This window comes from Amycolatopsis acidiphila, from assembly GCF_021391495.1.
GTDB lineage: Bacteria > Actinomycetota > Actinomycetes > Mycobacteriales > Pseudonocardiaceae > Amycolatopsis_E > Amycolatopsis_E acidiphila.
In genome coordinates this window covers 3,382,198-3,408,059 of record NZ_CP090063.1, presented here as the reverse complement: position 1 = coordinate 3,408,059, position 25,862 = coordinate 3,382,198, and the positions used below count along the sequence as shown (strand labels likewise).

The following is a 25,862-nucleotide window of genomic DNA, read 5'->3' as shown; positions in this document are numbered from 1 at the left end:
CGGCCTCCGGTAGCGAACCGGGCGCGTGATAGCCGAACGGTGCGGGTTTCACGAACTCTTCCCGGAGAAGCCGAACTGCTCGGCGACCGGTTCGAACTCGGGCATCCGCAGGCCACGCCGGAGCCAGTTCGCGCCGTCGAGCACCATCGTGTGGCCGCTGAGGTAGACCGCGTACGGCGAGCAGAGATACGTCGCTGCCCAGCCCAGTTCGTGGATCCGGCCGACCCGCCCGGCCGGGACCGTCGAGCCGTCGCGGTCGCTGTCCGGGCGGGCGGCCTTGAGCGCGGCGTGGTGGTCCTCGTGCGGGAACAGGCCGGGCGCCAGGCCGTTGACCCGGATGCCGTGCGGCGCCCACTCGACGGCCAGCGACTGGGTCAGGTTGGTCACCGCGGCCTTCGCCGCCGCCGAATGCGCGGTGCCGGGGCCGCCGGTCCACGAGTAGGTCGCCCCGATGTTGAGGATCGCCCCGCCCGAACCGCGCGCCATCGCCCGGCGGGCGAACTCGGTGCTGCAGGCGAACGTCCCGTCGAGCACGATCCCGGTGACCGCGCGCCAGCCGTTGAGCGACAGCTTTTCCGCCAGCACGGGGAAGTTCCCGGCCGCGTTGTTCACCAGCACGGACACCGGGCCCAGCTCGCGCTCGGCCTCGTCGAACGCGGCCGCGACCGCTTCGGGTTCGCGGACGTCGAGGGCCACCCCGATCGCGCGGCCGCCGGCTTCCTCGACGGCCTCGATCCCGGCCCGGCGGTGGTCCTCGGCCCGGCTCGCGACGACCACGGCCGCGCCGAGACGGGCGAACTCCACGGCGATGCCACGGCCGAGGCCCGTGCCACCGCCGGTGACGAGCACGACGCCGCCGTCGAAGGTTCCCGGCGGCAGCATCGCCGTGCCTGCCGGGGGCGGTTCGGGCAACGGCATCAGCGGGCACCTTCCGTGCGGGCGCGCTTGCGCTCCTGGTAGTCCGCGCCGGCGAACAGCGCGACCTGGCCGAGCAGTTCCGCGTCCAGGGCGGCGCGCAGCGGGCCGCGCCCCATCCCGTCCACGGTCTGCTTGATCATCGCGAGCGCGCCGGGCGGCTTGCCTGCGATCTCGCGGGCCAGCTCTGCCACCCGGCCGTCCAGTTCTTCCGGCGCCACGACCTCATCGAGCAACCCCCAGCCGAGGGCGACGGTCGCGTCGATCTGCCGGCCGGTCATCAGCAACCACTTCGCCCGCGACGGCCCGGCGAGCAGGGTGGCCAGCGGTGAGCCGCCGGTGTCGGTCATCAGCCCGTAGCGGATCTCCGGGAACGCCATCCGCACGTCGGTCGCGCCGATGCGGATGTCGGCGGCCAGCGCCATCTCCAGCCCGCCACCGAGTGCGTATCCGCGCACCGCGGCGATCACCGGTTTCGGGCTGTCCAGCTGGGCGATCCGCGCTCGCTGGTGCCGGCGGACGAACGCCAGGTCGCTCTCCCCCGCGACGCGCTCGCCGAGCTGGGCGGTGTCCCGGCCCGAACAGAACGACGGGCCTTCCCCGCGCAGCACGATGACCCTCGCCGCGTCGTCGGCCGCGGCTCGCTGCCAGGCTTGCTCGAGCTCTTCGTGGGTGTCGTCGTCGATCGCGTTGTGCCGGTGCGGCCGGTTGAGCGAGATCGTCCCGACCCCGTCGGCGACCACGAGCGTGACGTTGTCCATCGGGTCTCCTAGGGGATGGCCGGCGCGGTGGCGAGGAGCGCGGCCTGCTGGTGCCGGACGTCGCCGAAGAGCTGGTCGAGCAGATGCGTGCGGGTCAGCAGCAGATGCGCGTCGTGTTCCCAGGTGAACCCCATCCCGCCGTGGATCTGCACGTTGGCCCGGGTGTTCTCGTAGGCCGCCTGTGTCGCGATGCGTTTCGCCGCGGCGACCTGGAAGTCGGCGTCCCCGCGGTTGTCCCGCAGCGCCAGCGCGGCGTACAGCAGCAGTGAGCCGGCCGCCTCGCTGCGCATCGCCATGTCCGCGCAGCGGTGCTTGATCGCCTGGTTGGTGCCGATGGGACGGCCGAACTGGACCCGCTCCCGGGCGTAGGCGACCCCGGCCTCGAGGGCGGCGTCGGCGATCCCGGTCAGCATCGCCGCGACCAGCAGGCGGCCGAGCAGGTCGATCCGTTCACCCGGCGGCGGCTCGCCGGCGGGCGGCCAGCCGGTGACCTCGGTGAGGGTGACCGTCGGGTCGAGACAGTCGAGCCGCTGGCCCACGTTCAGCTCCGCCACGCCGACGAGATCCGGTCCCGGTGCCAGTACGTGCACAGCGCCTGGCAGGTCGACGACCCCGGCCGGGATCGCCACGGCCACCCGCCGCGCGCCCGCGGCCAGCTCGTCGCGCAGTTCCTTGTCGCCACGGGCGTGTGCGACGCGGGCCGCGAGCACCGTGCCGAGGAAGCCGGGTGGCGCGAGGTGCCTGCCGAGCACGCGGAACACCAGCGCCTCCTCGACGGCCGGGCAGCCGGCGCCGCCCGCCTCCTCGGGCAGCCCGAGCGAGAACACGCCCAGTTCGGCGGCTTCGGTCCAGGCATGGTCCGGCGCGGGTTCGCCCATCCGCTCCCGCAGCTGCGGGACGGACAGCCGCCGGCGGAGGAACTGCTCGATCGCGTCCGCCATCTCCAGCTGGTCCGCCGACGGGAGCAGATCCACTCCGACCACTCCTTCGCGCCCTTGCCGCAGCTGATAATTCTTTGTACTTTATTTCGATCCAGGAGGAAAGGGCCACCATGAAAGCCACCACCCCCGGAGACCACGAGTTCCGCGAAGAGGTCCGTACCTGGCTCGCCGAGAATGTGCCCGCCGAACCGCAACCCGTTGCGATCCAAGAGATGCGTGAGTTCGACCTGAACTGGCAGCGGACGCAGTACGACGGCGGGTGGGCCGGGATCTCCTGGCCCGCCGAGTACGGCGGGCGCGGTATGACGCTGACCCAGCAGCTGATCTGGTATGAGGAATACGCGCTCGCGAACGGCCCGGACGTGGGGGTGAACTTCGTCGGCCTCAACCACGGCGGGCCCACCCTGATTGCCCGCGGCGACGACGCGCAGAAGAGCTTCCACCTGCCCCGGATCCTGCGTGGCGAGGCGGTGTGGTGCCAGGGCTTCTCCGAACCGGAGGCCGGCTCGGACCTCGCCTCGCTGCGCACCCGCGCGGTCCTCGACGGCGACGAGCTGGTGGTCACCGGCCAGAAGATCTGGACGAGCTACGCCGACGCCGCCGACTACCAGGAACTGCTGGTGCGCACCGATTCCACGGGTTCGAAGCACCAGGGCATCACGTGGGTGATCGCCGACATGCGGGCGCCGGGCATCGAGGTCCGGCCGCTGCGCACCCCGGCGCGGGACCGGCATTTCGCGGAGGTGTTCTACGACGACGTGCGTATCCCGCTGAGCAACGTCGTCGGCGCCCTCGACCAGGGCTGGAGCGTGGCGATGTCCACTTTGGGCTTCGAGCGCGGCTCCGCGTTCATGGCCGACCAGCTGGCCCTGCACCGGCGACTGGAGCAGCTGATCGAGCTGGCGGGCGAGGTCACCGGCCCCGACGGCCGCCGCCCCGCGCTGGCGGACGACGAGATCGCCCGCCGCCTCGCCGACGCCAGGGCCGAGGTCGCCGCGCTGCGTGCGATGACCTACGCCGCCGTGTCCCGCAACGCCCGCCGGCCCACGCCAGGGCCGGAGGGCTCGATCGTCAAGCTGTACTTCGCCGAGATCCGGCAGAGCCTGCTGCGGCTGACCATGGACGTGCTCGGGCCGCGGGGCCTGACCTTCGTGCACCGGCACGAACCGGACGGCCACACCGGCGCCTACCTCTATAGCCTGGCCGCCTCGATCGGCGGCGGCACCTCCGAGGTCCAGCGGACCATCATCGGCGAGCGTGTACTCGGTCTCCCCCGCTGACCGGGGGTTCAGCCCAGCGGCGGCCAGCCGCGATCGTGCAGCGCGCCCGAGGCCGTCCGCATCAGCTCGTCCTCGACCATGACCCGGCTCCACAGCTCACGGAGCAGCTGCTCGTCGGTGACGGCACCGCGCTGGTGGGCCTGCGCGAGCCCGGCGCGCCCGGCTGCCACGGACTCGACCGGGTCGCCGAGCAACGCCGAGAGCCGCGCGCGCTCCCGGCTCGCCTCCACGCGCCCGGACGCGTCGGTCTCCTTGAGGTAGCGCAGCAGCCGGGCGACGCCTTTCGTCCACTGTGCCGCGAGGGGATCGTCGATCCGCGGCGCGACGGTACGCAGCATCCCCAGTGCGTCGTGGTAGAAACGGTGCCAGGGCTCGGGTTCCGCGGGGACGGGTGGCTCCGGCCGCCGGAGATCCAGCCCCAGTACCACGTTCAGGGCCTCCAGCCACAGCCGGCGATGCAGCTGCGTGTAGAGCAGCCGGTTGCCGGCGTCGTGCGGCTGCGCGTGCCCGGTCTCCTTCGGGCGCAACGTCGCCATCGTCGTCTCGGCGAAGACGCGGTAGTACCAGACCCGCTCCGGGTCGACCGGGAACCCGGTCAGCTCCGTGTACTCGGCGAGTCGGTCCGGCAGGTGGGTGAAGGTGTCCTGCACGGTGCGCAGCGACAGCCAGGCGATGTCGTCCATCGGGTCGCCCCAGTGGCACAGCTCCCAGTCCAGCACCGCGCTCACCCGGCCGTCCTGGTAGAGGAAGTTGCCCGGTCCGGTGTCGCCCTGGACCAGCACGAGCGGCCCGTCGTAGTCCGGCACGTGCCGTTCCAGCCAGTCGGCGCTCAGCCGGACCAGCGGGTCCATCGTGCCGTCGGGTGCGCTCGCCCGTTCGCGAATGGCCTCGATGCGCTCCAGCGCGTGCTCCCGCGCGGACCGGGCCGGGCCCAGCGCCGGGATGTCCAGCGCGCCCAGCCGGTGCACGAAGGAAAGCTGCCGGATGAAGTCCTGCGCCACCCGGACCTGCTCGGCGGGATCGCCGATCCGGTAGAACCAGGTGGCGCCGGGCATCCGGTCGAGCAGCACCGCCTCGCGCTCCGGATGGACCGCGTGCACGGCCGGCACCCGGGCGCCCGCGCGGTGCAGCGCCTGGATCACCTGCGCCTCGGTCGCCAGGGCGTGAAACGCGCTGCTCTCCGGTTGCGGGCTGTAGCGCAGGAAGAGCTCGCGCACCGCGCCGCCGGCCTCCCGCGGGTCCACGAACCAGCCCTGCCGCATGCCGCCGCCGGGGATCCGGTCCGCGGCGGCGATCGGGAAGCCGGTGGGCTCCTCGATCCAGCGCGTGATCTCGGCGGGCAGTGCCAGGGCCGAGCCCACCGTCCGCACAAACGACACCTCGACCACTCCTCATCACCGCGGGAACCGCTCATCTCCCCGTCGCCTAAATGAGTATACTCATGCACCGAGCGATGCCGGCGACTTCTGGAGGACCACATGCCCGTCCGCGGTCTGGATCGTGGCGAGCGCGCCGCGCTCGTCATCAACGAATGCCAGAACGGCATGGTCAACGCCGAGCACAGCGACAACGGCGGGCTCGTCGGCGAGATCGCCCGGCGCGGTGTGCTCGCCCGGATCGCCGGGCTCGCCGACGCCTGCCGGGAGGCGGGCATGCTCGTCGTGCACTCGACGATCGTGCTGCGGCCCGACGGCGTCGGCACGCAGGCGTCCAGCCTCCTGCTCGGCGCCCTGCGCAAGCGCGGCGCCTGCGTCGAGGGCAAACCGGCGGCCGAGATCCATCCCCGGCTGACACCGCGGCCCGAGGACTACGTTTCCCGGCGGCTGCACGGGCTTTCGCCCTTCCACGGCACCGAGCTCGAGGCGGTGCTGCGGGAACGGGAGGTCCGCAGCGTCATCGTGACCGGCGTCTCCACCAACGTCGGCATCCCCGGCGCCTGTCTCGAGGCGCTCAACCGCGGCCTCACCGCGATCGTGCCCACGGACGCGATCGCGGGCAGTAGCAGGGAGATCCACGACTTCCAGGTCGCCCACACCCTTCCACTGCTGGCCACCGTCACGACCAGCGACGAGGTGATCTCCGCACTGCGCAAGGAAAGGGCGTAGTCAGCCGCCGGCTTTCCCGTACAGGCCCCAGCCCCCGTCCTCCCGTACCCAGCCGCTGGAGGCCCACGTGCCACCGTCGACCGGCACCGTCACCCCGGTGACGTAACGGGCCAGCGGTGAACACAGGAACGCCGTCACGTCACCGCATTCGTCGACGTGCCCTGCACGGCCCAGCGGCACGTACCGTGCGAGCGCCTCCTGCTCCTCGGCGGGCCGCACCCGCAACGCGCCTTCCTCGACCGGCCCGGTCCGCAGCGCCGAGTTGCCCGGTGTGCGGGTCTGGTCGGGCGCGATGCAGTTCACCCGGATGCCGTGCTCGCCGAGCTCCACCGCCATCGTGCGGGTGAAGTTGACCACGCCCGCCTTGCACGCCGCGTAGACGGAGTACATCGGCGCGGCGCGGCTGGCCTCGATACTCGCCACGTTGACGATCGCGCCGCCACGCCCGCCACGGACCATCGCGTGCGCGGCGTGCCAGGTGGCCGAGAGCGCGCTCACCAGGTTGATGTCGATGTGCCTGCGCCAGCTGCGCTCGCTCTGGTCCAGGAACCGCCGCCCGCGCACCCCACCGGCGTTGTTGACCAGGATGTCGAGCCTGCCGTAGCGGTCCTCGGCGGTCTTCACCGCGGCCTCGACCTGCGCGGTGTCCATCACGTCGGTGGTCACCGCGATCGCGTCACCGCCGCTGTCCGCGACCATCCGCACCGTGTGCCCGGCCCGTTCCGGCTCGATGTCCGCGACCACTACCGCCGCACCCCGCTTCGCCAGCCCGAGCGCGATGCCCTGCCCGATCCCGGCTCCGCCGCCGGTGACCAGGGCGACCTGCCCGGACAGATCGATGCCGTCCACAAGCCCTCCCCGGTGCCTCAAATTAAGGAAACTATATTCGGGAAGGTTCAGTGGTACCAGGCCGTGAGCGCTTCGAGATGCCGTCGCATCCGGTGCCGTGCCACCCCTTCGTCCCCGGCGAGCACGGCGTCCAGGATGCGCTCGTGCACCGCCTCGACCTCGGCCAGCGCCCCGGGCCCCGGCTGCGGCGTGGTGTCCGTGCCCGCCCGGTGCCGGGTCCACAGTTCGGTCAGGATCCGCAGGAACAGTGCGAGCACGGGATTGCCCGAAACCTCGGCCAGCTCGGTGTGGAACGCCTCGGAGCCGCTCCGCCCCTCGGGGCCGGGCTCGCCGGTCCGCGCGAGGGCCGCCTTCAGCCGCTGCCCGACTTCCGGCTCCGCCCGCCGCCGGATGGTCTGCTGCAGCGTGCCCAGCTCGACCGCGTCCCGCACCACGCGCAGGTCCTCCGCCGTCACCCCGCGATAGTCCAGGTACAGGGCCATCGTTTCGATGCTGGCCCCGGGGTCGGGCTCGGTCACGACCAGGCCGCCGCCGGGCCCGCGGCGCATCCGCGCGACGGAGTGGTATTCCAGCAGCCGCACGGCCTCCCGCAGCACCGCACGGCTGATGCCGTTGCGGGCCAGCAGGTCCGCTTCGGAACCGAGCACCTGGCCGATCGGCCAGCCGCGGCGGGCGATCTCGTCGTGGATCCGCGCGGCGACCACCTCGGCGAGCTTGGCGCCGGAGACCTCCAAGGCGCGACCGGCGGCCTTCGCGCCGCGGCGGGCGCGATGGGCCAGCAGCCACTCGCTCACCCCGGCCAGGTGCGCCACCGTCTCGGCCTCGGCGCGGCCCGCCGCCCCGGCGATCACGGCGTCGACGATGACCCGGTGCCGCTCCCGCGCCTCCGCCTTGCCCCTGTCGATCTCCTCCTTGGGGATCCGCCGGGTGGTGTGCGCGTAGCGGGTGGTGAGCCTGGACAGCACGTCGACGAACAGCTGCAGCGCCGGGTTGCCGGACAGCTCGCCGAGCAGCACGTGCACCCTGTCCTGGGCGAAGATGCCGGCCTCGTCGTGGCGTTCGACCTCCTCGTCCAGCCCCGCGCGCAGCCGCTCGATGTCCTGCTCCGTGATCCGTTCCGCGGCCAGCGCCACCGCGAGCGGCTCCAGCAGCTGACGGGCCTGCATCAGGTCCTCGACGCTGGTCCCCACGTACTCCAGGTAGATCACCAGCGCCCGGGTGGCCGGCGCGGCGTCGGGGGCGCAGACGAACAACCCGCCGCCCGGGCCCCGGCGCATGCGGGCGACCTGGTGGTGCTCGGCGAGCCGCACGGCCTCGCGCAGCACCGAGCGGCTCACGCGATAGCGTTCGCGCAGGTCCTGTTCCGAGCCGAGGACCTCGCCGACCGGCCAGCCGCGGCGGATGATGTCGCTTTCCAGGCGGTGCGCGACCTGGGCGGCCAGCTTGCGCTCCGGCGCGTCGGCCTCCCGGGCGTCGTCCTCCTCGATGGCCCCGTCCCGCACGGCGTCGCCGTCTGTTCGGACCATCGGCACGACGACTCCTCGCCTCACTGAATTCGGACGCCTCATTCTAGTCGCCACCTCCGGTCACCCTCGGTACCGGCGTGTTCAGCGCCGCCGGCGCCGCCCCGGGCAGCACGGCCTCCTCGGTCGCGCCCGCCAGGTCGAGCCGGGCGACCCCGAGCGACGGGTCCAGCCCGCCGAGCGGCTCCGCCTGCCCGCCCCGCACGACGACGATGTCCTCGCCGCGGCGGAACAGGTGCAGCCCGGCCCACGCTGCGCCGAGCGCCGGCCCTGCTTCCCCGTCCAACGCCAGCGACGCGCGGACCGAGCCGCCCGCGAGCCCGGGCAGCAACGCCGCCCGCTGTGCGGGCGAGCCGACTTCCGCGATCAGCGCCGACGCCGCGGTCGTGGGCACGAACGGGCCGGGCACCAGCTCGGTGCCGAGCCCTTCGAGCACGACGGCCAGCTCGGGTAATCCGTATCCCGAATCACCGAACTCCTCGGGCAGGTGCAGACCCACCCAGCCCAGCTCGCCGAGCTGCTTCCACAGTGGACCCGGATCGCCGGCCTGGCGCGAATCCAGCGCACCGCGTGCGGCGACGCGCAATCCCTGGTCGACCGCGAACGACCGGACGACCCCGGCCAGCTCGGCGTGTTCGTCGGTGATGGCCAGTGCCATGGCGGCATCCCTCCGGTGAGCGCGTAAGAGTTCCCGAGAAGAGTATCCGCAATAAGCCCTGTGGGGCCAACTGCACCGGGCGCACGGTTGACAACCCCGGCGTGCGGGACTCTACTGAGAACGACGTTTTCGCTGAGGAGGAGGCCGATGAGGGCCACGAGTGATGTCGCCATAGTCGGAGTGGGCGCGACCGAGTACTACCGGCGTGGCCAGTCCTGGCCACGAACGATCACCGAGCTCGCCGGTTCGGCCATCCTGGCCGCCTGCGAAGACGCCGGGCTGACCGCGAAGGACATCGACGGCTTCGCCTACTACTCCGGCGCCGGCGCCGGCTACGGCCAGTCGATGGACACCGCGGACTTCATGGAGACCCTGGGCATCCCCGAGGTCACCTTCACCGCCGCGCTCACCTCCGGCGGCGGTGGCGCGGCCGGGTCCATCGGGCTCGCCCGCGCGGCGATCGTCGCCGGGGACGCCAACGTGGTGGTGACCGTGATGGCCCTGCAGCAGGCGCGGCAGCGGCTTGGCTCGGTCTTCGCCGCGGTGCCGCCCAGCCCGCTGAACTCCTTCATCCAGCCCTCGGGCCTGTCCGGCCCGGGGCACCTGATGTCGGTGCTGACCCGGCGCCACATGCACGACTACGGCACCCGCCGGGAGGCGTTCGCCGAGATCGCACTGTCCCAGCGGGAGAACGCGGCGAACCGGCCGAAGGCGCTCAAGAAGGAACCACTCACGCGGGCGGACTATTTCAACGCGCGGATGATCGCGGAACCGCTGTGCCTGTACGACTTCTGCCTCGAGACCGACGGCGCCGTCGCCGTGATCACCACCAGCGCGGACCGGGCGAAGGACCTGAAGCAGAAGCCGGTGCCGGTGGTCGCCGCGGCCCATGGCGGCAGGCGCGAGTGGGGCCGCGCGTTCGGCTGGATGGGCATGCCCGGCGAGAACTTCGCCTCCTCCGGGCACGCACCGGTGGCCAAGCACCTGTACCAGCGAGCGGGTGTCGGACCGGCCGACATTGACGTGGCGCTGCTCTACGACCACTTCTCCCCGATGGTGCTGATGCAGCTGGAGGACTACGGCTTCTGCGCGAAGGGCGAGGGCGGCGAGTTCGTGGAGAGCGGCGCCATCCGCTACAAGGGCGGCTCCATCCCGGTCAACACGCACGGCGGCCAGCTTTCCGAGGCCTACATCATCGGCATGACCCACATCAAGGAAGGCGTCGAACAGATGCGGGGCACGGCCATCAACCAGGTCCCCGACGCCGAACTCGCACTCGTCTCCGGCGGCCCCGCCGCGCTCCCGGTCTCCGGGCTCATCCTCGGGAGGGACTCATGACCGCGCTCGCCACGGCGCTGCCCGGCGAAAACGTCCACATCACCACGGACCCGTACACCGAGCCGTTCTGGCAGGCGGCGAAGGAGGACCGGCTGGTCGCGGCGAAATGCGCCGGGTGCGGCACGTTCCGGATGCCACCCACGCCCTTCTGCCCGAACTGCCAGTCGCGCGAGGTCGAGTGGGCCCAGCTCGCCGGCCGTGCCGTGGTGTACAGCTTCTCGGTGGTGCACGGCTTTCCCGGCCTGCCGGACATCACGCTGGTCGCGGCCGTGCTCGAGCTGCCCGATGCACCCGGGGCCCGGCTGGTCAGCAACGTGATCGACGTCGACCCGGCGCAGGTCCGGATCGGTGACGAGGTCGAGGTGCTCTTCTCGCCCATCGCCGAGGGCTGGAAGCTGCCGCTGTTCCGGCCGGCCGGGTAGGGCCGGGATGGAGATCAAGGGCAAGAAGGCAGCAGTCGTCGGCGGCGCGTCCGGGATGGGCCGGGCCACCGCCGAGCTGTTCGCCGCGCGCGGCGCCGCCGTCGCGGTGCTGGACCGCCCGGGCTCGGCCGGCGCCGAGGTCGCGGCGGCGCTGGGCGGGACGTTCCACCCGGTCGACGTGACCGACTTCGCTCGCGCCGAGGTCGCACTGGAGGCCGCGGTCGAGGCGCTGGGCGGACTGCACGTCACCGTCACCACCGCGGGCGGCGGCATGGCCGAGCGCACCCTGTCCAGGAAGGGTCCGCACGGGCTGGAGTCCTTCCGGCGGGTACTCGACCTGAACACGGTGGCCACCTTCAACATCAGCCGGCTTGCCGCCCTGCACATGAGCCGCAACGAACCCGAGGACCCGGAGACCGGCGAGCGGGGCGTCATCGTCAACACCGCGTCGATCGCCGCGTTCGAAGGACAGATCGGGCAGGTCGCCTACACCGCGGCCAAGGCCGCGATCGCCGGGATGGCCCTGACGATGGCCCGTGACCTGGGCTCGCTCGGCATCCGGGTGCTCGCCATCGCACCCAGCCTGTTCGCCACCGGGGGCATCGGGCGGCTGTCCGAGGAGATGAAGGTCGCGCTCACCAAGGACGCCGCCTTCCCCAGGCGGATGGGCCGGCCCGAGGAGTACGCGAAGCTCGCGCTGGCGATCGTGGACAACCCGATGCTCAACGGCCAGTGCCTTCGCCTCGACGCCGGGCAGCGGTTCGCGCCGCGATGAGCGGCGCGGACACGGGCCCCGGTACCGCCGTCGTCACCGGTGGCGGTACCGGGATCGGACTGGCGATCGCCCGGCGGCTCGCGTCCCGGGGGAACCGGGTCGTGATCGCCGGGCGCCGCGGCGAAGTGCTGGAGCGGGCCGGTGGCGGGTTGATCCCCTGCACCGCCGACCTCTCCCGGCCCGCTGACGTCGAGGCGCTCGCGGAGTTCGCGCGCGCCGAGCTCGGCGTCGTCGGCGCGCTGGTGCTCAACGCGGGCGGCGCGCAGCACGGTCCGGTCGAGACACTGGCGGACGTGGCGGCGCACTGGCGGTCCACGGTGGACCAGAACATCCTTTCGGCGGTACTGCCCGCACACGCCTTTCAGCCGTTGCTGCGCCGGCCCGGCGGCCGCGTCGTCGTGGTGACCTCGGCCGCGGCGAGGGCGACGGGCGGTGGCGGCGAAGTCGCGTACGCGTCCACGAAGGCCGCCCTGAATCGGTGGATCCGCACGCTGGCGACCGAACTGGGCCCCGACGGCATCACCGCGAACGCCGTGGCGCCGGGCTTTGTCCCGCAGACCGAGCTCTACGGCCCCGGCGGCGCCGACCCGGCCTGGAGTGAGCGGATCGGCCGCGGCATCGCCGTCGGCCGGCCCGGCACGGGAGAAGACATCGCCGCGGCCGTGGAATACCTCGTCTCCCCCGCGGCCGGGTTCACCAATGGCACGGTGCTGGAGGTCGACGGCGGCGTCCGGACCCGGTGACTTATTTAGTACACGTAATTATTTCACCAGGTAGCGCCCATACCGATCTTGGCCTTATCGCAGGCAAGCAACGCTGCTGCCGTGGTTGACCGCGCTCCGAGCGAGTATTTAGAGTATCCGGAATAGCCGCGTCGCTCGACGACTACATGAGGTGGTGCGATGTCGCAGCACATCGGTTTCCTGGTACTCGGGCTCGGCAACGGTGCGGTCTTCGCGGCACTCGCGCTCGCGCTCGTCGTCACCTTCCGCAGCTCCGGAGTGGTCAACTTCGCGACCGGGGCCATCGCCCTCTACGCGGCCTACCTCTACTCGTTCCTCCGGCGCGGTGAGCTGCTCCTGCCGATTCCCGGACTGCCCAAGACGATCAGCATCGGCGGCAAGCTCGGGTTGTTCCCGGCGATGGCCGTCGCACTGGTGTTGTCCGCGATCTTCGGCATGCTGCGCACGGCGTAGCGTCAGGAACCGCCGGCGACCGAGACCACCTGCCCGGTCACGTAGCTCGCCTGCTCCGAGAGCAGGAACACCACCACGGCGGCGATCTCGCCGGCCTCGGCGAGGCGTCCCATCGGCACGCCGGCGAGCATCGCCGCCTGTGTCGCCGGGTCCACGGTGGCGACCCGGGGCGTGCGGGTGAAGCCCGGGGCGACGGCGTTGATCCGGATCCCGTCCCCCACCAACGCCAGCGCGGCGCTCGCGGTGAAGGCGTTGAGCGCGGCTTTCGAAGCGCCGTAGGCGATCGTGGCCGGATCCGGTTTCAGCGACGAGGTCGAGGAGATGTTGACCACGGCTCCTCCCCCGTGCTCGCGCATGTCCTCCTTGACCAGCCAGGTGATCTGGAACGCGGCGTCCACATTGGCCGCGAAGATCCGCCGCCAGGCCCGCAGCCCCAGCTCGTCCGGCGGCATCAGCCGGGTGTACGCGGCGTTGTTGACCAGCAGCCCGACCGGGCCGAGCCCGGCGCGGACCGCGGTCACCATCGCCTCGGCCGCATCGGCGTCGGTGATGTCGGCGGGCACCAGCAGCGTGCGGCGGCCGAGCCCGCGGATCTCCTCCGCCGTCTCCGCCGCGGCGTCCGCGTCAGCCCGGTAGTTGATCGCCACGTCGGCGCCGCGCCGGGCCAGTTCGAGCGAGATCGCGCGGCCGATCCCCTTGCCACCGCCGGTCACCAGCGCGACCCTGCCGTCGAACTCCGGCATCGTGCTCCTCTTCGTCCACAATGGTCAGATCCCGGCCGCGCGGGCGAACCGGTCGATCCCCGCCGGCGCCTCGCGACTACGGGCCCAAGGGGTGACGACCAACCGGTGCACGCCCGCGTCGGCGTACGCCCGGACGAGGTCGGCGTCGAACTCCTGTCCCCAGCCGAGCAGGGCGGTGATCTCGAACAGCCCGTCGCGGCCGTAGCCGGCACGCAGCCGGTGCAGCTGCGCGATGACGGGAGCGAGCTTGTCCGGTGGGTCCTGGCTGCCGTACCAGCCGTCGCCCACCCGCGCGGCACGCCGCAGCGCGGCCGCCGAGGAACCGCCGATGAGGAACGGCGGATGCGGGCGCTGCACGGGTTTCGGCTCGAATCCCATCGGGGGCAGCTGGTGGAACTTCCCCTCGAAGCTCGGCCGGTCCTGGCCGAAGAGCAGGTCGAGCACCGTGAGCATCTCGTCCATCCGCCGTCCGCGGTCGGTGAAGCCCTGCCCCACCGCGGCGAACTCCTCACGCATCCAGCCCGCGCCCAGCCCGAGGCTCAACCGCCCGCCGGAGAAGACGTCCACGGTCGCGATCGCACGCGCCAGTGGGACGACGGGATGCAACGGCAGGATCAGCACTCCGGTGCCCAGCCGCACCCGCTGCGTCACCGAGGCCAGGAAGGACAGCGTCGCGAACGGCTCGGTGAACCGCGAGTCCGGTGCGAACGGCGGTTTCGGCCCACTCGGGTAGCCGTCGCCGAGCTCGACGGGCGTGAGCACGTGCTCGCCGGACCACAACGACTCGAAGCCGAGCTCTTCGGCGCGAACCGCCAGCTCGCCCAGCTCCGCCGGGCGGACCGGCACGATGTTCAGCCCGAAGCGCATCGTCGTACTCCTCAGCTCGTCGCCACGCCTTCGTGCCGCTTCATCAGCTCGCGCCGCAGGATCTTGCCGCTGGGCAGGCGCGGAACATCGGCGAAGGACACCGTCTTCGGGCACTTGTAGTGGCCGAGGCGGTCGCGGCAGTAGGCGATCAGCTCGTCCGCCAGCTCCGGCCGGGCCGCCCCGGCCGGGTGCACCACCGCATGCACCCGCTGGCCGAACTCCGGATCCGGCACGCCGATGACCGCGACGTCCTCGACCGCGGGGTGCAGTGCCAGGACGTCCTCGATCTCCCGGGGATAGATGTTCACGCCGCCGGAAAGGATCAGGTCTGTCCGCCGGTCGGAGAGGTAAAGGTAGCCCTCCTCGTCGACCTGCCCGAGATCGCCGAGCGTGCTCCAGCCGCGGTCGTTGTGCACGCTCGCGGTCTTTTCCGGGTCGCGGTGGTAGGCGAAGCGGCGGGTGCCGCCGAACCAGACCGTGCCGACCTCCCCCGGCCCCAGCTCGGTACCGTCGTCGTCGCAGACGTGCACCTCGCCCATGACCGGCTTGCCGACGGAACCCTTGTGCGTCAGCCAGGCCGGGGTGTCGATCAGGCAGAAGCCGCTGCCCTCGCTGCCGGCGTAGAACTCGACGAGCTTCGGCCCGAACCAGTCGATCACCTTCTCCTTGACCTCGACCGGGCAGGGCGCGGCCGCGTGCACGGCCACCCGCAGGCTCGAAACGTCGTACCGGCTACGGATCTCCCCCGGCAGCTTGAGCATCCGCACGAACATCGTCGGCACGAACTGCCCGTGCGTCACGCCGTGCCGCTCGATCAGCCGCAGGGTCTGCTCGGCGTCGAACTTCTCCATCACCACGACGGTTCCGCCGTTGCGCACGGTTCCGGTCGTCCAGCCCAGCGGCGCGGCGTGGTAGATCGGACCGGGGCTGAGGTACACGGTGTCCCTGCCGAAGCCGAACCGCCCGGCCATCAGGTGGTCGATGGGCAACCCGGTGCCGAAGGGCGTGGCGGGCAGCTCCGGCAGTATTCCCTTGGGACGCCCGGTGGTTCCCGACGAGTAGAGCATGTAGTAGCCCTCGGTCTCGTCGTCGACCGGCTCGTCGGAAAACGGCGCGACCGCGGCGTCCAGGCTCTCCACCCCGTCCACGTGCCCGCCGGTCACCAGCCGGTCCAGCCCGCCCGCGATGGCCGAGGCGAGCGGCTCCATGTCCACTTCGGACACGAGCAGCCGCGCCTCGCAGTTCTCCACGATGTAGGCGGCCTCGGACTCGGCCAGGTGCCAGTTCACCGGCGTGTAGAACAGCCCGCAACGCTGGGCCGCCCACACCACCGGGAACACGTCGAGCGTGTTGCCGAACAACAGGGCGATGTGGTCCCCCGGGCGCAGCCCGCGGTCGCGGAAGAGCCGCGCGATCCGGTTCGAGCGCGCTTCGAGGTCGCGATAGGTCAGCGTGGCACCCGTCGCGCCCATGACGATCGCCGGTTTGCCGCCCAGCTCCGCGGCGAGCCGAGTCAGCTGCATGCCCCCACCTCAGCGCGGGCCGAAGCGCTGGGCGCCGTCGATCCGGATGACCTCGCCGTTGAGATAGTCGTTCTCCGCGATGCTCTGCACCAGCTGCGCGTACTCGGCCGGCTCGCCCATCCGCTTGGGGAACGGCACCGCCGTGCCCCATTTCTCCTGCGCGGCCTCCTTCTCCATCCGGAACGCCGGGGTGAAGAACGTGCCGGGCGCGATGGTCATCACCCGCACGCCGACCGGCGCGAGGTCGCGGGCGGCGACGAGGCCGAGACCGACGACACCGCCCTTGGCCGCGGAGTAGTCGGTCTGGCCGATCTGGCCCTCGAACGCGGCGATGCTCGCGGTGTTGACCACCACGCCGCGACAGCCCGATTCGTTCGGCTCGTTGCGCGCCATCGCCGACGCGGTCAGCCGCAGGACGTTGAAGGTGCCGGTGAGGTAGATCTTCAGGGTGCGCTCGAACAGCTCCAGCGAATACGGCTCGCCCGCGCGGTCGAGCACCCTGCTGCCGGCGACGGGCCCGCCGTGCGCCGACACCGCGACCCGCAGCGGCCCGGCCTCCTGCGCGGCCGCGATCGCGTCCCTGGTGGACGCTTCGTCGGTCACATCGGTGTGCACGTACCGCACCGCGCCCCCGAGCTCCGCGGCCAGCGCCTTGCCCTGCTCATCGGCGAGGTCGGCGATGACCACCGTCATCCCGGCCTCGGCCAGCCTGCGGACGGTCGCGCCGCCGAGTCCGCCGGCGCCTCCCGTCACGATCGCGGAACCACCCTCGAGCCGCATTGCGGACCCTCCTGACTCTTGCCTCGTTGTCACCTCCGGACGCTAATATGTTTAGTTAGATTCTTCAACCCAACCCCGGCCGTTACCAATCCGACCGAAAGTAGGCGGACACGGTCTGCAGCGGACCTGCTCGTAGAAACCCGTTTCCGCCGTAGCTGCCGCCGGATTGGCAACGAACGACACAGTTAAGGAGACGACGATGGAGTGGGGTCTTCCCTGGCCCGGCGCGGAGATCGCGGCGGAGGCGGAGAAAGCCGGCGCCACCGCGTTCTGCGCCGGTGAGTTCGCCGATCACAACGCCTATCTCAGCACGGCCGAGATGGCGGCGGGCACCACCACGGCTCAGGTCGGCCCCGGCATCGCCTACGCCTTCGCGCGCTCGCCGTTCGTGCACGCCTCGGCGATCCGGCACCTGTCCAAGACCGCGCCGGGGCGGTTGTTCCTGGGCCTCGGCGCCGGGACCCGCCGGATGAACCAGGACTGGTTCGTGGCCGAGTCGGGCTCGCCCGCCAAGCGGATGGCAGAGCTGATCACCGCGATCCGCGCCTACCTCACCGCCGAGAACTGGCAGCACATCGAGACCGAGGGCGAGTTCTACCCGGTGAAGGCCGACATCCGGGCGCCGGTGCTCGGCCGCCTGGACGTGCCGATCCTCGTCGGCGCGTTCAACAAGATCATGATCCGCACGGTCGGCAGGGCGGCCGACGGCGTGCTCGGCCACGGGCTGTTCACCGACGCCTGGTGGAGCGAGGTCGTCGAGCCCGCGCTGGCGGCGGGTGCCGCGGAGGCCGGGCGCGACGCGGCGGGGATCCGCCGGTGGGGCTGGGTGATCACCGCGATCAACGACGAAGACCCCGAACGCGCCCGGCTCGACGCACGCCGTCAGGTCGCCTTCTACCTCACCGTGAAGACCTACGACCGGCTCGTCGAACTGCACGGCTGGCAGCCGCAGGTCGAGGCCGTCCGCAAGGGATTCCGGGCCGGGGACAACGACGCGATGGCCACCGCCGTGACCGACGACATGCTCGCGGAGATCGCGGTCTGCGGCACGACCGGCGAGGCCCTCGCCACACTCGAGCGCCGGAAGGTGCTGCCGCAGCTGGCTTTCCTGGCGACACCGTCATTCCTGGTCGGGCCCAAGCGCCAGGCGCACTACGCCCGGGCCGCCGTCGCGACGATGGAACAGCTCGACCGGCGCTGACGCGGGCGCTGCCGGGCCCTCATCCCCCGGCACCGCCCGGCTGGAAGCGGCGCGCGATCTCCGCCGGATCCGAACGCCAGCGGAGCTTCGCGTCGGTCTCGGCCGCCAGCGCATGGGCCAGCGACACCCCGTCGCCGGAGTCGAGCAGGTCCAGCGTGGCGCGGACCGCGCCGCGGTGCGCGCGGCCGATCCGGGCTGCGACCTCGCGGGCCCGCGGGATCAGCTCGTCGTGCGGCAGCACCTCGTTGACCAGCCCGGTGCGCAGGGCCTCCGCCGCGCCGATCGGCTCGCCGGTCAGCATCATCTGCCGGGCCATGCGGGTGCCGACCGCGCGCGGCAGCAGCGCGCTCATCCCCCAGCCCGCGAGCAGCCCGAGGCGGGCGTGCGTGTCGGCGAACGTGGCGTGTTCCGAGGCCAGCAGGAACGAGCAGCTCAGCGCCATCTCCAGGGCACCGGTGTAACAGGCGCCGTTGACCGCGCAGATGACCGGGACCCGCAGAGCGCGCAGCACCTGGCCCGGGTCGGGATACTCGCGGGCGGCGGGCTTGCCGCCCAGGCTCTCCTTGAGATCGAGCCCGCCGGAGAACGCCGGGTCGCGACCGGTCAGCACGACGGCCGTGACCTCCGGGTCCGCGTCGGCGCCACGCAGGGCGCGGCGTAACGCGCGGCGCATCGGCTCGCTGAGCGCGTTGCGTGCGGCGGGGCGGTCGAGGGTGAGCCAGACCGTGCCGCCGTCCCGCTCGACGACGACCTCTCCGGTGTCCGACGGTGTCCTCGCGCCCATGCCGTGCCGCCTTCCCGGGACCGCTCCCTGCGAACGGGTTCGTCTGGATGAACCATATGAGCTGGTCCTGAGCGTGCGCCGGCGCGCCCGGGACCAGCCGCGTCAGCGGCGCCGGTCGACCCAGATGTCCAGTTCCAGATCCTCTTCGCGGCCGCCGAGCCGGTACTTCGCGAAGTCGGTGACCCCCTCGGCGGCGAGCACCTCGTCGTCGATGAAGAAGTTCCCGGTCACCTCGGCGCTCGGCCTGGTCAGGATCGCGTGCGCGGCGTCGGCCATGATGTCCGGTTTCCGGCTGCGCTGGGCGATCTCCGCGCCGATCACGTTGCGCACGGCCGCGGTGTCGATGGTCGTGCGCGGCCACAGGGAGTTCGCCGCGATACCGTCCGCGCGCAACTCCGCGGACAGGCCGACGGTCACCAGGCTCATCGAGTACTTGGCGATGCTGTAGGCCAGCGCGCCCGAGGTGAACCACTTCTCCTCGAGGCTGACCGGCGGCGACAGCGTGAGGATGTGCGGGTTGGCGGCCTTGCGCAGGTGCGGGATCGCCAGCTTCGACAGCAGGAACGAGCCGCGTGCGTTGATGTCCTGCATCAGGTCGTAGCGCTTCATGCTGACCGCTTCGGTCGGGCTCAGGTCGATGGCGCTGGCGTTGTTCACCACGATGTCGATACCGCCGAACCGTTCGGCGGTCTGCTCGACGGCCGCCCGCACCGCCTCGTCGTCGCGGATGTCGCCGACGATCGGCAGCGCCTGGCCGCCCGCCTCCTCGATCGCCTTCGCGGCCGTGTAGATCGTGCCGGGCAGCTTCGGATGCGGCTCGGTGGTCTTCGCGATCAGCGCGACGTTGGCCCCGTCACGGGCGGCACGCACGGCGATCGCCTCGCCGATACCGCGGCTGCCGCCGGACATGATCAGGGTTTTTCCCGCCAAGGTGGTCATGGACGCTCCTTCGTGACTCGGTGCGCGGCTGCCGGTTTTCCCGGGGCAGAACTTCGGCCACTTTTCGCTAGTAAATCTATACTCTTGCGCGAACGAGGCGCAACGCGTGCCGATGTGGAACCGCCCGGTGGCGACCCGGCAGCCCGCACGCGGACCGCCGCGGTTGACAGACCGCGGCAGCGGGGTGACCATGTGAAAATGACGTTTTCACCGTCGCGACGGGGACGAGCGCGGCGGGTGAAGGACAGCGAAGAAGGAGGCAGCGTGATGGTGGAGAAGATCTGGGCGAATTCGGGTGACTCGCATTTCCTGGAGCCGGATGATCTGTGGCGGGAGAGTTTGCCGCCGCGGTTGGCGGAGTTGGTGCCGCGGTCGGAGAAGGATCCCGATGGGGAGTGGGAGACGGTGCACATCGATGGCATGTCCTTCCGCCGTAAGCTGCCCACCTCGGCGCAGCAGGAGTTCTTCGACGCCTCCAGCCGGGCTCCCGGTGCGGCGAACGTGGACCTGCGGATGAAGGACCTGGACCAGGAGGGCATCTGGTCGGAGCTGGTGTTCCCGTCACTGGGCATGTGGAGCTCCTCCTTCCGCACCCCGGAGGTGCTGCGCGAGGCGCTGCGGGTCAGCAACGACTGGGCGTGGGCGACCATCGACCAGGCACAACCCCGGCTGATCTCCACCGCCCAGGTCTCCACCCTGGACATCGACGACGCCGTGCACGAGCTCGAACGGGTCGCGGAACTGGGCTTCAAAGCGGTGTTCCTGCCGGTCACACCACACCCGCTGCAGGTGGACTACAACCGCAAGGAATGGGAACCGTTCTGGACCGTCGCCGAACAGGCCGGCATCGTGCTGGCCTTCCACATCGGCACCGACCCCATCGACCTGAGTGCCGGCGCCTCCGCCGGTGTCGTCTTCCGCGGCCCCGGCGGCGCGGTCCTCAACTACACCGAAACCACCTTCGGCGGCCAGCGCGCGGTCACCAAAATGGTCGCCTCCGGCGCCCTGGACCGCCACCCCGACCTCAAGGTCCTGGTCTCCGAGGGCGGCGCCACCTGGGTCCCGTTCATCGCCGACCGCATCGAGGAAGGCTACCGCCAGCACCACATGGCCGTCCGCCCCAAACTCGACCGCACCCCCCGCGAGATCATCTACTCCCAGGTCTACGCCTCGTTCCAGCACGACCAGTCCGCCATCGCCGCCGCCACCTCCATGGGCTATCACAACGTCCTGTGGGGCAGCGACTACCCCCACATGGAAGGCACCTACGGACACACCCAGAAAACACTCCACGACCTGTTCGACCACGTCGACCCCACGATCAAACACCGCATCACCATCGGCGCCTACCGCGAACTGTTCCCCCACGTGCCCGCCACCCCCACCACCGCCTGAGATCAGGACACGACCATGAGTGACAACCTGATGCACGACTCGCCCACCGAGTTCCTGCACAACGTCGCGAACACCAACGGCGAATGCATCGCCCAGTCCGTCATCCCCAACAACAAAGACACCTACCTCGTCGCCTGCTCCTGCGAAAAATGGGAAACCACCGCACCCACCCGCGAAGAAGGCCTCAACATGGCCCGCAGACACACGGGATCGATCGCCTGACCGATCTGCAGGAGGAGCCCCGCGGCCTCGCGCCGCGGGGCTTCTCCCATGTGGACGCCCCTCCCGGTGTTGATGTAGTTTCGCTGTATCCGGTCGGTTTCAAGGGAGAGACATGGCCCCGCGAGAGCTCACGTTCGACGTCACGGACGCGACAGCCACCGGCGAGCCACTGACCCAGACATCCTTGCTGTTCCTGCCGGAGCGGCCCGTCGCCGCCCCGGCCGTGCTGGTCTGCCTGGCGGGCGGCACCTACGACAAGCGGTACTGGCACCAGCTACCGTGCCTCCCGCGACGTCACCCTCCACCTCGTCGAGGGTTCGGCGCACTGCCACAACTTCGCGGGCAGCCGGGCCGTCCTCTGGGACCGGATCGCCGCGTGGGTCCCGGGCGTGCTGGCGGACAGCGCGAAGACGGCAGCCGGCGTCACGACCCGCTGACGCGGCGCAGCCCGGGGTGCCGGATCGCGCGGGGCTCGTACGCGAAGTCCGCGCGATCCACGGTCTCCCCCGGCGCGACGACGGCGTCGATCCGGTCGAGCACCTCGTCGCTGAGCCGCACCTCACCCGCGGGCAGTTGCGACTCCAGCTGTTCGAGGGTGCGCGGCCCGATGATGGTCGACGTGACCGCCGGATGCGCCAGGGTGAAGGCGACGGAGAGCGTGATCAGATCCAGGCCGGCGTCCGCCCCGATCCGCTCGATCTCCGCCAGCAGCTCCGACTTCCGCCGCGCCGAAGACGCGTCCACCCGCCACGAGCCACGTGCCAGCCGGTCGAACCGCGAACCGTCCGGCGCCTGCTGCCCCGCCCGGTACTTCCCGGTGAGCCAGCCGCCGTTGAGCGGGCTCCACACGATCGCGCCCATCCCGTAGCGCTCGCACACCGGGAACACGTCCCGCTCGGGCCCGCGCACGAACAACGAGTACGGCGGCTGCTCGCACCGGAACGGCACGTGCCCGCGGCGCTGCGCCGTCCACTGTGCTTCGACCAGCTCCTCGGCCGGGAAGGTCGAGGTACCGATCAGCCGGACCTTGCCCTGGCGGACCAGATCCGACAACGCGCCCAGCGTCTCATCGAGATCGGTGTCCGGGTCCGGCCGGTGCATCTGGTACAGGTCGATGTAGTCGGTTCCCAGGCGGCGCAGGCTGTCCTCGCAGGCGCGCGTGATCCACCGGCGCGAGCCGCCCCGGTCGTTGGGCGCGGAGCTCATGGGGTTGTAGAACTTCGTCGCCAGCACGACGTCGTCGCGGCGCCCCTTGATCGCCCGGCCGACGATCTCCTCGGACTCGCCCCGGGAGTAGGCGTCGGCGGTGTCGATGAAGTTGATCCCGGCTTCGAGGGCCCGGTCGACGATCCGCACGCTGTCGTCGTGATCCGCGTTGCCCATCCGGCCGAACGACATCGCTCCCAGGCACAGGGCCGAAACCCGTACGCCCGTGCGGCCCAGCACTCGCAGCTGCATCTGACGCCCGCCACCTTCCCTTGCCGTATTGCGATCCACACGTCTGCCCGGCTACCCGGTCGATCCGCCGCGGCCGCCTGCTTCAGCTGCGGCACACGGGAAAGCCGGCTCCACGAAACCAGGAGGAGCGCACGCACCAGATCCATTGAATCTATACTCTTCATGACTGATGCGGCCTGCCCGACCCTACTGGGCCCGAGCGGGTTCGGGTACCCGGCCACCAGGAGCCGGTCGAGGGCGGCGCGGTTCCCGCCGCTCGGGAGAGCGTGTCCTGAACCACCTTGTTTGACAGCAGGACCCGTGGCGGCGTCTACTGAGAATGACGTTTTCATGCAAGCGAGGAGGTCTGCCTTGTCGGCACCGGTGTTCCTCGGGCCGCTGCACCCGCGGCACGGGATCCACGAGCCCACCACCGGGACCCCGGCGCGCGTGCGCGGATCGGTCCGGCGGACGGTGACCACCGACATGCTGCGGCCCGTAGGCATCGACGGCCCGCTCGTGCTGGCCGGCCGCGCCCGCGACCTGCGCACCGAACGCGACGGCACCCCGGTCGAGCTGGGCCGTGCCACGCTGGCGGCGACCGTCGACTTCACCGGCGGCTGGGAGCTGAACGCGCTGTCGACCGATCCCGCGTATCCGGAGCTCGACGGCCTGGTCGGGACGAGTGCCGGGTCCGGGTTCCGGGCGAAGGTGCTCGATGCCGTGCCCGCACTCGGCGAGGACGGCGCGCTGCTCTACCAGTTGCTGGACGACGTTCCGGTCACCACGCTCGTCTCGGGGCAGGCCTACGGCGCGGCGAAGCAGGCCGAGGGCGGGCACCGGCCGCGCGGCACCTCGCAGCACGTGCACGGGCGGGACATGTGTGCCGGGTTCGCCGACGGGGGCACGATCATGGCCGGGTTCGACGCGACCGGCAGGGCGCCGATCGTGACCGGCCCGGCCGCGCCGCCCCTGACCGGCGACGACCCGTGGGCCTGGCACGACGTGCCGCCGCTGCCGCCCCATGCGATGCGCCGCTCCCGCCTGATGGACGTCGATCCCGGCCGCGAGCGTGTCGACGTGTTCTACCGGGACTCCTACGTGCGCCCAGACGGCCTGGAGACCGTGATCCACGAGTACACGGTGGTGCTCGACTTCGATGCGGCCGAGGGTGTCGTGCGTTCGTGCGAGGCGACCCCTCGTGCCCTGCCGTGGGTGGAATGCCCGGCCGCCGCGGCCAGCGTGACCCGGCTCGCCGGGGTGGCACTGGCCGGGCTGCGCGGGCACATCCGCCGGACCTTCACCGGCACCTCGACCTGTACGCACCTCAACGACACCCTCCGCGCGCTGGCCGACGTCCCCGACCTGCTCCGGCTCGCCTCGTAACCAGCGGGCGAACGACACCTCGCCGTGGTCAGTCTTCGGCGGCCGGCCCCAGGTGCCTGGCGGTCGGCGGCGTCCATCTCGGCCGGCAGCCGTGCGACAGTTCCGCGCACGACGATGACCTCGACCCGCGTGCCGGCAGGCCGGAGTCAGCGCGCCAGGCGCCGGGCGAGCTTCTGGAAGTCCTCGCCGAGCAACAGCTGACCCTGCTGGGCGCCGAGGGTGGCGAGCTCGGCGTCCAGGTCCGCGTCGATCCCCCGGCGCAGCGCCGCTTTGGTACGGGCGACGGCGACCGTGGGCAACGCCGCCACCTCGTCGGCGATGCGCGCCGCGGCGGCGGCCGCCTCACCGTCGGGCACGACCTCGTTGACCAGGCCGAATTCCAGCGCTTCGGCCGCCGTCACCGACCGGCCCAGCAGGAGCATCGACGCCGCCCGCGCGGAGCCGACGACGTGCGGCAGGTGGCGTGCGCCGCCCATGCCGGGAACGAGGCCCGCACGCACCCACGTGCTCTGGAACACCGCGGCCTCCGCCGCGACCCGCAGGTCGCAGCACAGGGCGAGATCGAGGCGGGCACCCATCGCCGCGCCGTTGACGGCCGCGATGACGGGCAGCGGGCTGTCCCGGATCGCGCGCACGATGCCGTGGAAATCACGGTAGATCGCGTCGGTGGCGACCAGCGAACCGCGTTCGGCGACCGCTGCCAGCGCCGGCAGGTCCCCGCCCGCGCAGAACGCGGGAGGCGCGCCGGTGAGGATGACCGAACGGACTCCGGCGTCCGCCGCGTCCTGCACCGCGGCCGCAACCGCCCCGGCGGCTTCGACGTCGAGGGCGTTGCGTTTCTCCGGGCGGTTGAGCGTGACGAGCCGCCGGTCGCCCTCGTCGTACACGAGGACCGGGGTCATCGCAGCTCTCCGATGATTTCGCGGCCGTAGCGGCGGAGTGCGTCCTTGGTCTCGGGCAGACCGCCCGCGGGCACCCGCACCACGAACCAGGTCGCCCCGGCTTCGGCCAGGTCCTTCAGCTGGCTCCGGTGCTCTTCCAGGGATCCGCCGTCGACGAGCACGTTGCTCTCGCTCGACTGGACCTGCACGTCGAGCGCCGCCGGGTCCCGCCCCTGCGCCTCGGTCAGCTCGCGCAGGTCGGCCACCGCCGCCGCCAGATCGTCCGGTGTGGACAGTGCCGCGGTGCGTGTCGTCGCGGCGAACCGTTCGTCGATGAGCAGCGGGCTCCAGCCCTGCGCGGCACGGGCCGCGCGGCGCCGCGCGTTGCGCCCGTTGCCGCCGATCCACACCGGAGGGTGCGGCAACTGCACCGGCGCCGGCACGCTCACCTGGTCCCGCGCGGTGAAACCGCGGCCGTCGAAGCCGAACGACTCGCCGGACCACACCGCGCGCAGCACGTCGAGCGACTCGTCGAGCAGGGCCCCGCGTGCCTCGAAGTCCGCGCCCAGCGCGGCGAACTCCGAACGCAGGTAGCCCCCACCGACCCCGAGCGTCAGCCGCCCGCCGGAGAGCAGGTCGACCGTCGCGATGGTCTTCGCCGCCAGCAGCGGGTTCCGGTAGGGCAACACCAGCAGATAGGTCAGCAGCCGGATGCGGCTGGTGGCCGCCGCACAGAACGCCAGCGCCGCCAACGGGTCCAGGCTGGCGTGCCCGCCGGCCCGCAGCCATTTCAGCGAGGGCGCGGGATGTTCGGTGAAGGCCACCGCGTCGAAGCCGGCCTCCTCGGCCGCGCGCGCGAACTCGGCGAGCCCTTCCGGGCCGTACAGTCCGGCCGCGCATTCCGCTTGCCCGACCGGGTGTTCGACGGTGAACCGCACCGG

27 protein-coding genes are annotated in these 25,862 nt (G+C 71.7%); 11 read left to right on the top strand and 16 right to left on the bottom strand.

Features of this window, described 5'->3' with window-relative positions:
• Window positions 1–48 precede the first annotated feature (48 nt).
• From LWP59_RS16535 to LWP59_RS16525, 3 genes are read right to left on the bottom strand one after another with little or no spacing between them, the layout of a single operon-like run.
• Complete coding sequence (locus LWP59_RS16535; protein ID WP_144639406.1) at window positions 49–918, bottom strand: SDR family oxidoreductase; 870 nt, start codon at window positions 916–918, stop codon at window positions 49–51.
• On the bottom strand, window positions 918–1,676 hold the full coding sequence (locus LWP59_RS16530; RefSeq protein WP_144639404.1) for an enoyl-CoA hydratase/isomerase family protein: 759 nt from the start codon (window positions 1,674–1,676) through the stop codon (window positions 918–920). The genes LWP59_RS16535 and LWP59_RS16530 overlap by 1 nt, the downstream gene beginning before the upstream one ends.
• Window positions 1,677–1,684: 8 nt before the next feature.
• The gene (locus LWP59_RS16525; RefSeq protein ID WP_144639402.1) at window positions 1,685–2,650 is read right to left on the bottom strand and encodes an acyl-CoA dehydrogenase family protein; all 966 of its coding nucleotides are present in this window, start codon (window positions 2,648–2,650) and stop codon (window positions 1,685–1,687) included.
• A 77-nt stretch (window positions 2,651–2,727) separates the two neighbouring features.
• Here LWP59_RS16525 and LWP59_RS16520 point away from each other — a divergent pair, with 77 nt between their 5' ends.
• Window positions 2,728–3,897 carry an acyl-CoA dehydrogenase family protein gene (locus tag LWP59_RS16520; protein ID WP_144639400.1) on the top strand — a complete coding sequence of 390 codons (1,170 nt, stop codon included), beginning with the start codon at window positions 2,728–2,730 and terminating at the stop codon, window positions 3,895–3,897.
• A gap of 8 nt (window positions 3,898–3,905) precedes the next feature.
• On the opposite strand, the gene LWP59_RS16515 is transcribed toward LWP59_RS16520, so the two are convergent.
• A complete protein-coding gene (locus tag LWP59_RS16515; RefSeq protein WP_222425555.1) occupies window positions 3,906–5,276 on the bottom strand; it encodes a phosphotransferase family protein in 1,371 nt (456 codons plus the stop codon).
• Between the two features lie 99 nt (window positions 5,277–5,375).
• Between LWP59_RS16515 and LWP59_RS16510 the strand changes: the two genes are divergently transcribed.
• Window positions 5,376–6,002 carry a cysteine hydrolase family protein gene (locus LWP59_RS16510; RefSeq protein WP_144639398.1) on the top strand — a complete coding sequence of 209 codons (627 nt, stop codon included), beginning with the start codon at window positions 5,376–5,378 and terminating at the stop codon, window positions 6,000–6,002.
• On the opposite strand, the gene LWP59_RS16505 is transcribed toward LWP59_RS16510, so the two are convergent.
• From LWP59_RS16505 to LWP59_RS16495, 3 genes are read right to left on the bottom strand one after another with little or no spacing between them, the layout of a single operon-like run.
• Window positions 6,003–6,851, bottom strand: coding sequence for an SDR family NAD(P)-dependent oxidoreductase (locus LWP59_RS16505; protein WP_144639396.1), 849 nt, complete (start codon window positions 6,849–6,851; stop codon window positions 6,003–6,005).
• Between the two features lie 47 nt (window positions 6,852–6,898).
• Entirely contained in the window at window positions 6,899–8,377 is a 1,479-nt protein-coding gene (locus LWP59_RS16500; protein WP_144639395.1) for a FadR/GntR family transcriptional regulator, read from the bottom strand.
• 43 nt (window positions 8,378–8,420) lie between these two features.
• Window positions 8,421–9,032, bottom strand: coding sequence for an acyl-CoA dehydrogenase family protein (locus LWP59_RS16495; RefSeq protein WP_144639393.1), 612 nt, complete (start codon window positions 9,030–9,032; stop codon window positions 8,421–8,423).
• Between the two features lie 147 nt (window positions 9,033–9,179).
• Here LWP59_RS16495 and LWP59_RS16490 point away from each other — a divergent pair, with 147 nt between their 5' ends.
• The 5 genes from LWP59_RS16490 to LWP59_RS16470 all read left to right on the top strand — a co-directional run bounded on the left by LWP59_RS16490 (window position 9,180) and on the right by LWP59_RS16470 (window position 12,763).
• Window positions 9,180–10,370: a thiolase C-terminal domain-containing protein gene (locus LWP59_RS16490; RefSeq protein WP_144639392.1), complete on the top strand. Its 1,191-nt coding sequence runs from the start codon at window positions 9,180–9,182 to the stop codon at window positions 10,368–10,370.
• The gene (locus LWP59_RS16485; RefSeq protein ID WP_144639390.1) at window positions 10,367–10,792 is read left to right on the top strand and encodes a Zn-ribbon domain-containing OB-fold protein; all 426 of its coding nucleotides are present in this window, start codon (window positions 10,367–10,369) and stop codon (window positions 10,790–10,792) included. The genes LWP59_RS16490 and LWP59_RS16485 overlap by 4 nt, the downstream gene beginning before the upstream one ends.
• Window positions 10,793–10,799: 7 nt before the next feature.
• A complete protein-coding gene (locus LWP59_RS16480) occupies window positions 10,800–11,567 on the top strand; it encodes an SDR family NAD(P)-dependent oxidoreductase (protein ID WP_144639388.1) in 768 nt (255 codons plus the stop codon).
• Window positions 11,564–12,310 (top strand): SDR family NAD(P)-dependent oxidoreductase, encoded by a 747-nt coding sequence (locus LWP59_RS16475; protein ID WP_144639386.1) that lies wholly within the window; start codon window positions 11,564–11,566, stop codon window positions 12,308–12,310. Before LWP59_RS16480 ends, LWP59_RS16475 begins: the two co-directional genes overlap by 4 nt.
• A gap of 159 nt (window positions 12,311–12,469) precedes the next feature.
• Window positions 12,470–12,763 carry a hypothetical protein gene (locus LWP59_RS16470; RefSeq protein ID WP_229857705.1) on the top strand — a complete coding sequence of 98 codons (294 nt, stop codon included), beginning with the start codon at window positions 12,470–12,472 and terminating at the stop codon, window positions 12,761–12,763.
• 2 nt (window positions 12,764–12,765) lie between these two features.
• Here the strand turns inward: LWP59_RS16470 and LWP59_RS16465 are convergent, their stop codons facing one another.
• Genes LWP59_RS16465 through LWP59_RS16450 form a run of 4 tightly spaced genes read right to left on the bottom strand, consistent with a single transcriptional unit; the run spans window position 12,766 to window position 16,676 of the window.
• Window positions 12,766–13,506: an SDR family NAD(P)-dependent oxidoreductase gene (locus LWP59_RS16465; protein WP_144639384.1), complete on the bottom strand. Its 741-nt coding sequence runs from the start codon at window positions 13,504–13,506 to the stop codon at window positions 12,766–12,768.
• A gap of 24 nt (window positions 13,507–13,530) precedes the next feature.
• On the bottom strand, window positions 13,531–14,373 hold the full coding sequence (locus LWP59_RS16460; protein ID WP_144639382.1) for a TIGR03619 family F420-dependent LLM class oxidoreductase: 843 nt from the start codon (window positions 14,371–14,373) through the stop codon (window positions 13,531–13,533).
• An 11-nt stretch (window positions 14,374–14,384) separates the two neighbouring features.
• Entirely contained in the window at window positions 14,385–15,896 is a 1,512-nt protein-coding gene (locus LWP59_RS16455; RefSeq protein ID WP_144639380.1) for an acyl-CoA synthetase, read from the bottom strand.
• A 9-nt stretch (window positions 15,897–15,905) separates the two neighbouring features.
• A complete protein-coding gene (locus LWP59_RS16450) occupies window positions 15,906–16,676 on the bottom strand; it encodes an SDR family NAD(P)-dependent oxidoreductase (protein WP_144639378.1) in 771 nt (256 codons plus the stop codon).
• Window positions 16,677–16,875: 199 nt separating this feature from the next.
• Between LWP59_RS16450 and LWP59_RS16445 the strand changes: the two genes are divergently transcribed.
• Window positions 16,876–17,877 carry an LLM class flavin-dependent oxidoreductase gene (locus LWP59_RS16445; RefSeq protein WP_144639376.1) on the top strand — a complete coding sequence of 334 codons (1,002 nt, stop codon included), beginning with the start codon at window positions 16,876–16,878 and terminating at the stop codon, window positions 17,875–17,877.
• Between the two features lie 19 nt (window positions 17,878–17,896).
• On the opposite strand, the gene LWP59_RS16440 is transcribed toward LWP59_RS16445, so the two are convergent.
• Both LWP59_RS16440 and LWP59_RS16435 read right to left on the bottom strand, forming a co-directional pair.
• The gene (locus LWP59_RS16440) at window positions 17,897–18,661 is read right to left on the bottom strand and encodes an enoyl-CoA hydratase (protein WP_144639374.1); all 765 of its coding nucleotides are present in this window, start codon (window positions 18,659–18,661) and stop codon (window positions 17,897–17,899) included.
• 102 nt (window positions 18,662–18,763) lie between these two features.
• Window positions 18,764–19,600, bottom strand: a complete 837-nt coding sequence (locus LWP59_RS16435; protein ID WP_144639372.1) for an SDR family oxidoreductase — start codon at window positions 19,598–19,600, stop codon at window positions 18,764–18,766.
• 267 nt (window positions 19,601–19,867) lie between these two features.
• Between LWP59_RS16435 and LWP59_RS16430 the strand changes: the two genes are divergently transcribed.
• Both LWP59_RS16430 and LWP59_RS16425 read left to right on the top strand, forming a co-directional pair.
• On the top strand, window positions 19,868–20,995 hold the full coding sequence (locus tag LWP59_RS16430; RefSeq protein ID WP_233921925.1) for an amidohydrolase family protein: 1,128 nt from the start codon (window positions 19,868–19,870) through the stop codon (window positions 20,993–20,995).
• Window positions 20,996–21,010: 15 nt separating this feature from the next.
• The gene (locus LWP59_RS16425; protein WP_233921994.1) at window positions 21,011–21,217 is read left to right on the top strand and encodes a hypothetical protein; all 207 of its coding nucleotides are present in this window, start codon (window positions 21,011–21,013) and stop codon (window positions 21,215–21,217) included.
• A gap of 423 nt (window positions 21,218–21,640) precedes the next feature.
• Here the strand turns inward: LWP59_RS16425 and LWP59_RS16420 are convergent, their stop codons facing one another.
• Complete coding sequence (locus LWP59_RS16420) at window positions 21,641–22,675, bottom strand: aldo/keto reductase (protein ID WP_144645476.1); 1,035 nt, start codon at window positions 22,673–22,675, stop codon at window positions 21,641–21,643.
• A gap of 351 nt (window positions 22,676–23,026) precedes the next feature.
• On the opposite strand from LWP59_RS16420, the gene LWP59_RS16415 reads away from it, so the two are divergent.
• Window positions 23,027–24,040 carry a DUF2889 domain-containing protein gene (locus tag LWP59_RS16415; protein ID WP_222425743.1) on the top strand — a complete coding sequence of 338 codons (1,014 nt, stop codon included), beginning with the start codon at window positions 23,027–23,029 and terminating at the stop codon, window positions 24,038–24,040.
• Window positions 24,041–24,186: 146 nt separating this feature from the next.
• Here LWP59_RS16415 and LWP59_RS16410 read toward each other — a convergent pair whose 3' ends face one another.
• The gene (locus tag LWP59_RS16410; RefSeq protein ID WP_144645472.1) at window positions 24,187–24,942 is read right to left on the bottom strand and encodes an enoyl-CoA hydratase/isomerase family protein; all 756 of its coding nucleotides are present in this window, start codon (window positions 24,940–24,942) and stop codon (window positions 24,187–24,189) included.
• Window positions 24,939–25,859: a TIGR03619 family F420-dependent LLM class oxidoreductase gene (locus LWP59_RS16405; RefSeq protein ID WP_222425742.1), complete on the bottom strand. Its 921-nt coding sequence runs from the start codon at window positions 25,857–25,859 to the stop codon at window positions 24,939–24,941. The genes LWP59_RS16410 and LWP59_RS16405 overlap by 4 nt, the downstream gene beginning before the upstream one ends.
• Window positions 25,860–25,862 lie beyond the last annotated feature (3 nt).

Bases quoted from the DNA above. Each gene is read 5' to 3' on its own strand.
- LWP59_RS16535 (WP_144639406.1), bottom strand. From the start codon at position 918: ATGCCGTTGCCCGAACCGCCCCCGGCAGGCACGGCGATGCTGCCGCCG.
- LWP59_RS16530 (WP_144639404.1), bottom strand. From the start codon at position 1,676: ATGGACAACGTCACGCTCGTGGTCGCCGACGGGGTCGGGACGATCTCG.
- LWP59_RS16520 (WP_144639400.1), top strand. From the start codon at position 2,728: ATGAAAGCCACCACCCCCGGAGACCACGAGTTCCGCGAAGAGGTCCGT.
- LWP59_RS16510 (WP_144639398.1), top strand. From the start codon at position 5,376: ATGCCCGTCCGCGGTCTGGATCGTGGCGAGCGCGCCGCGCTCGTCATC.
- LWP59_RS16500 (WP_144639395.1), bottom strand. From the start codon at position 8,377: ATGGTCCGAACAGACGGCGACGCCGTGCGGGACGGGGCCATCGAGGAG.
- LWP59_RS16495 (WP_144639393.1), bottom strand. From the start codon at position 9,032: ATGGCACTGGCCATCACCGACGAACACGCCGAGCTGGCCGGGGTCGTC.
- LWP59_RS16490 (WP_144639392.1), top strand. From the start codon at position 9,180: ATGAGGGCCACGAGTGATGTCGCCATAGTCGGAGTGGGCGCGACCGAG.
- LWP59_RS16485 (WP_144639390.1), top strand. From the start codon at position 10,367: ATGACCGCGCTCGCCACGGCGCTGCCCGGCGAAAACGTCCACATCACC.
- LWP59_RS16480 (WP_144639388.1), top strand. From the start codon at position 10,800: ATGGAGATCAAGGGCAAGAAGGCAGCAGTCGTCGGCGGCGCGTCCGGG.
- LWP59_RS16475 (WP_144639386.1), top strand. From the start codon at position 11,564: ATGAGCGGCGCGGACACGGGCCCCGGTACCGCCGTCGTCACCGGTGGC.
- LWP59_RS16470 (WP_229857705.1), top strand. From the start codon at position 12,470: ATGTCGCAGCACATCGGTTTCCTGGTACTCGGGCTCGGCAACGGTGCG.
- LWP59_RS16465 (WP_144639384.1), bottom strand. From the start codon at position 13,506: ATGCCGGAGTTCGACGGCAGGGTCGCGCTGGTGACCGGCGGTGGCAAG.
- LWP59_RS16460 (WP_144639382.1), bottom strand. From the start codon at position 14,373: ATGCGCTTCGGGCTGAACATCGTGCCGGTCCGCCCGGCGGAGCTGGGC.
- LWP59_RS16455 (WP_144639380.1), bottom strand. From the start codon at position 15,896: ATGCAGCTGACTCGGCTCGCCGCGGAGCTGGGCGGCAAACCGGCGATC.
- LWP59_RS16450 (WP_144639378.1), bottom strand. From the start codon at position 16,676: ATGCGGCTCGAGGGTGGTTCCGCGATCGTGACGGGAGGCGCCGGCGGA.
- LWP59_RS16445 (WP_144639376.1), top strand. From the start codon at position 16,876: ATGGAGTGGGGTCTTCCCTGGCCCGGCGCGGAGATCGCGGCGGAGGCG.
- LWP59_RS16440 (WP_144639374.1), bottom strand. From the start codon at position 18,661: ATGGGCGCGAGGACACCGTCGGACACCGGAGAGGTCGTCGTCGAGCGG.
- LWP59_RS16435 (WP_144639372.1), bottom strand. From the start codon at position 19,600: ATGACCACCTTGGCGGGAAAAACCCTGATCATGTCCGGCGGCAGCCGC.
- LWP59_RS16430 (WP_233921925.1), top strand. From the start codon at position 19,868: ATGGTGGAGAAGATCTGGGCGAATTCGGGTGACTCGCATTTCCTGGAG.
- LWP59_RS16425 (WP_233921994.1), top strand. From the start codon at position 21,011: ATGAGTGACAACCTGATGCACGACTCGCCCACCGAGTTCCTGCACAAC.
- LWP59_RS16420 (WP_144645476.1), bottom strand. From the start codon at position 22,675: ATGCAGCTGCGAGTGCTGGGCCGCACGGGCGTACGGGTTTCGGCCCTG.
- LWP59_RS16410 (WP_144645472.1), bottom strand. From the start codon at position 24,942: ATGACCCCGGTCCTCGTGTACGACGAGGGCGACCGGCGGCTCGTCACG.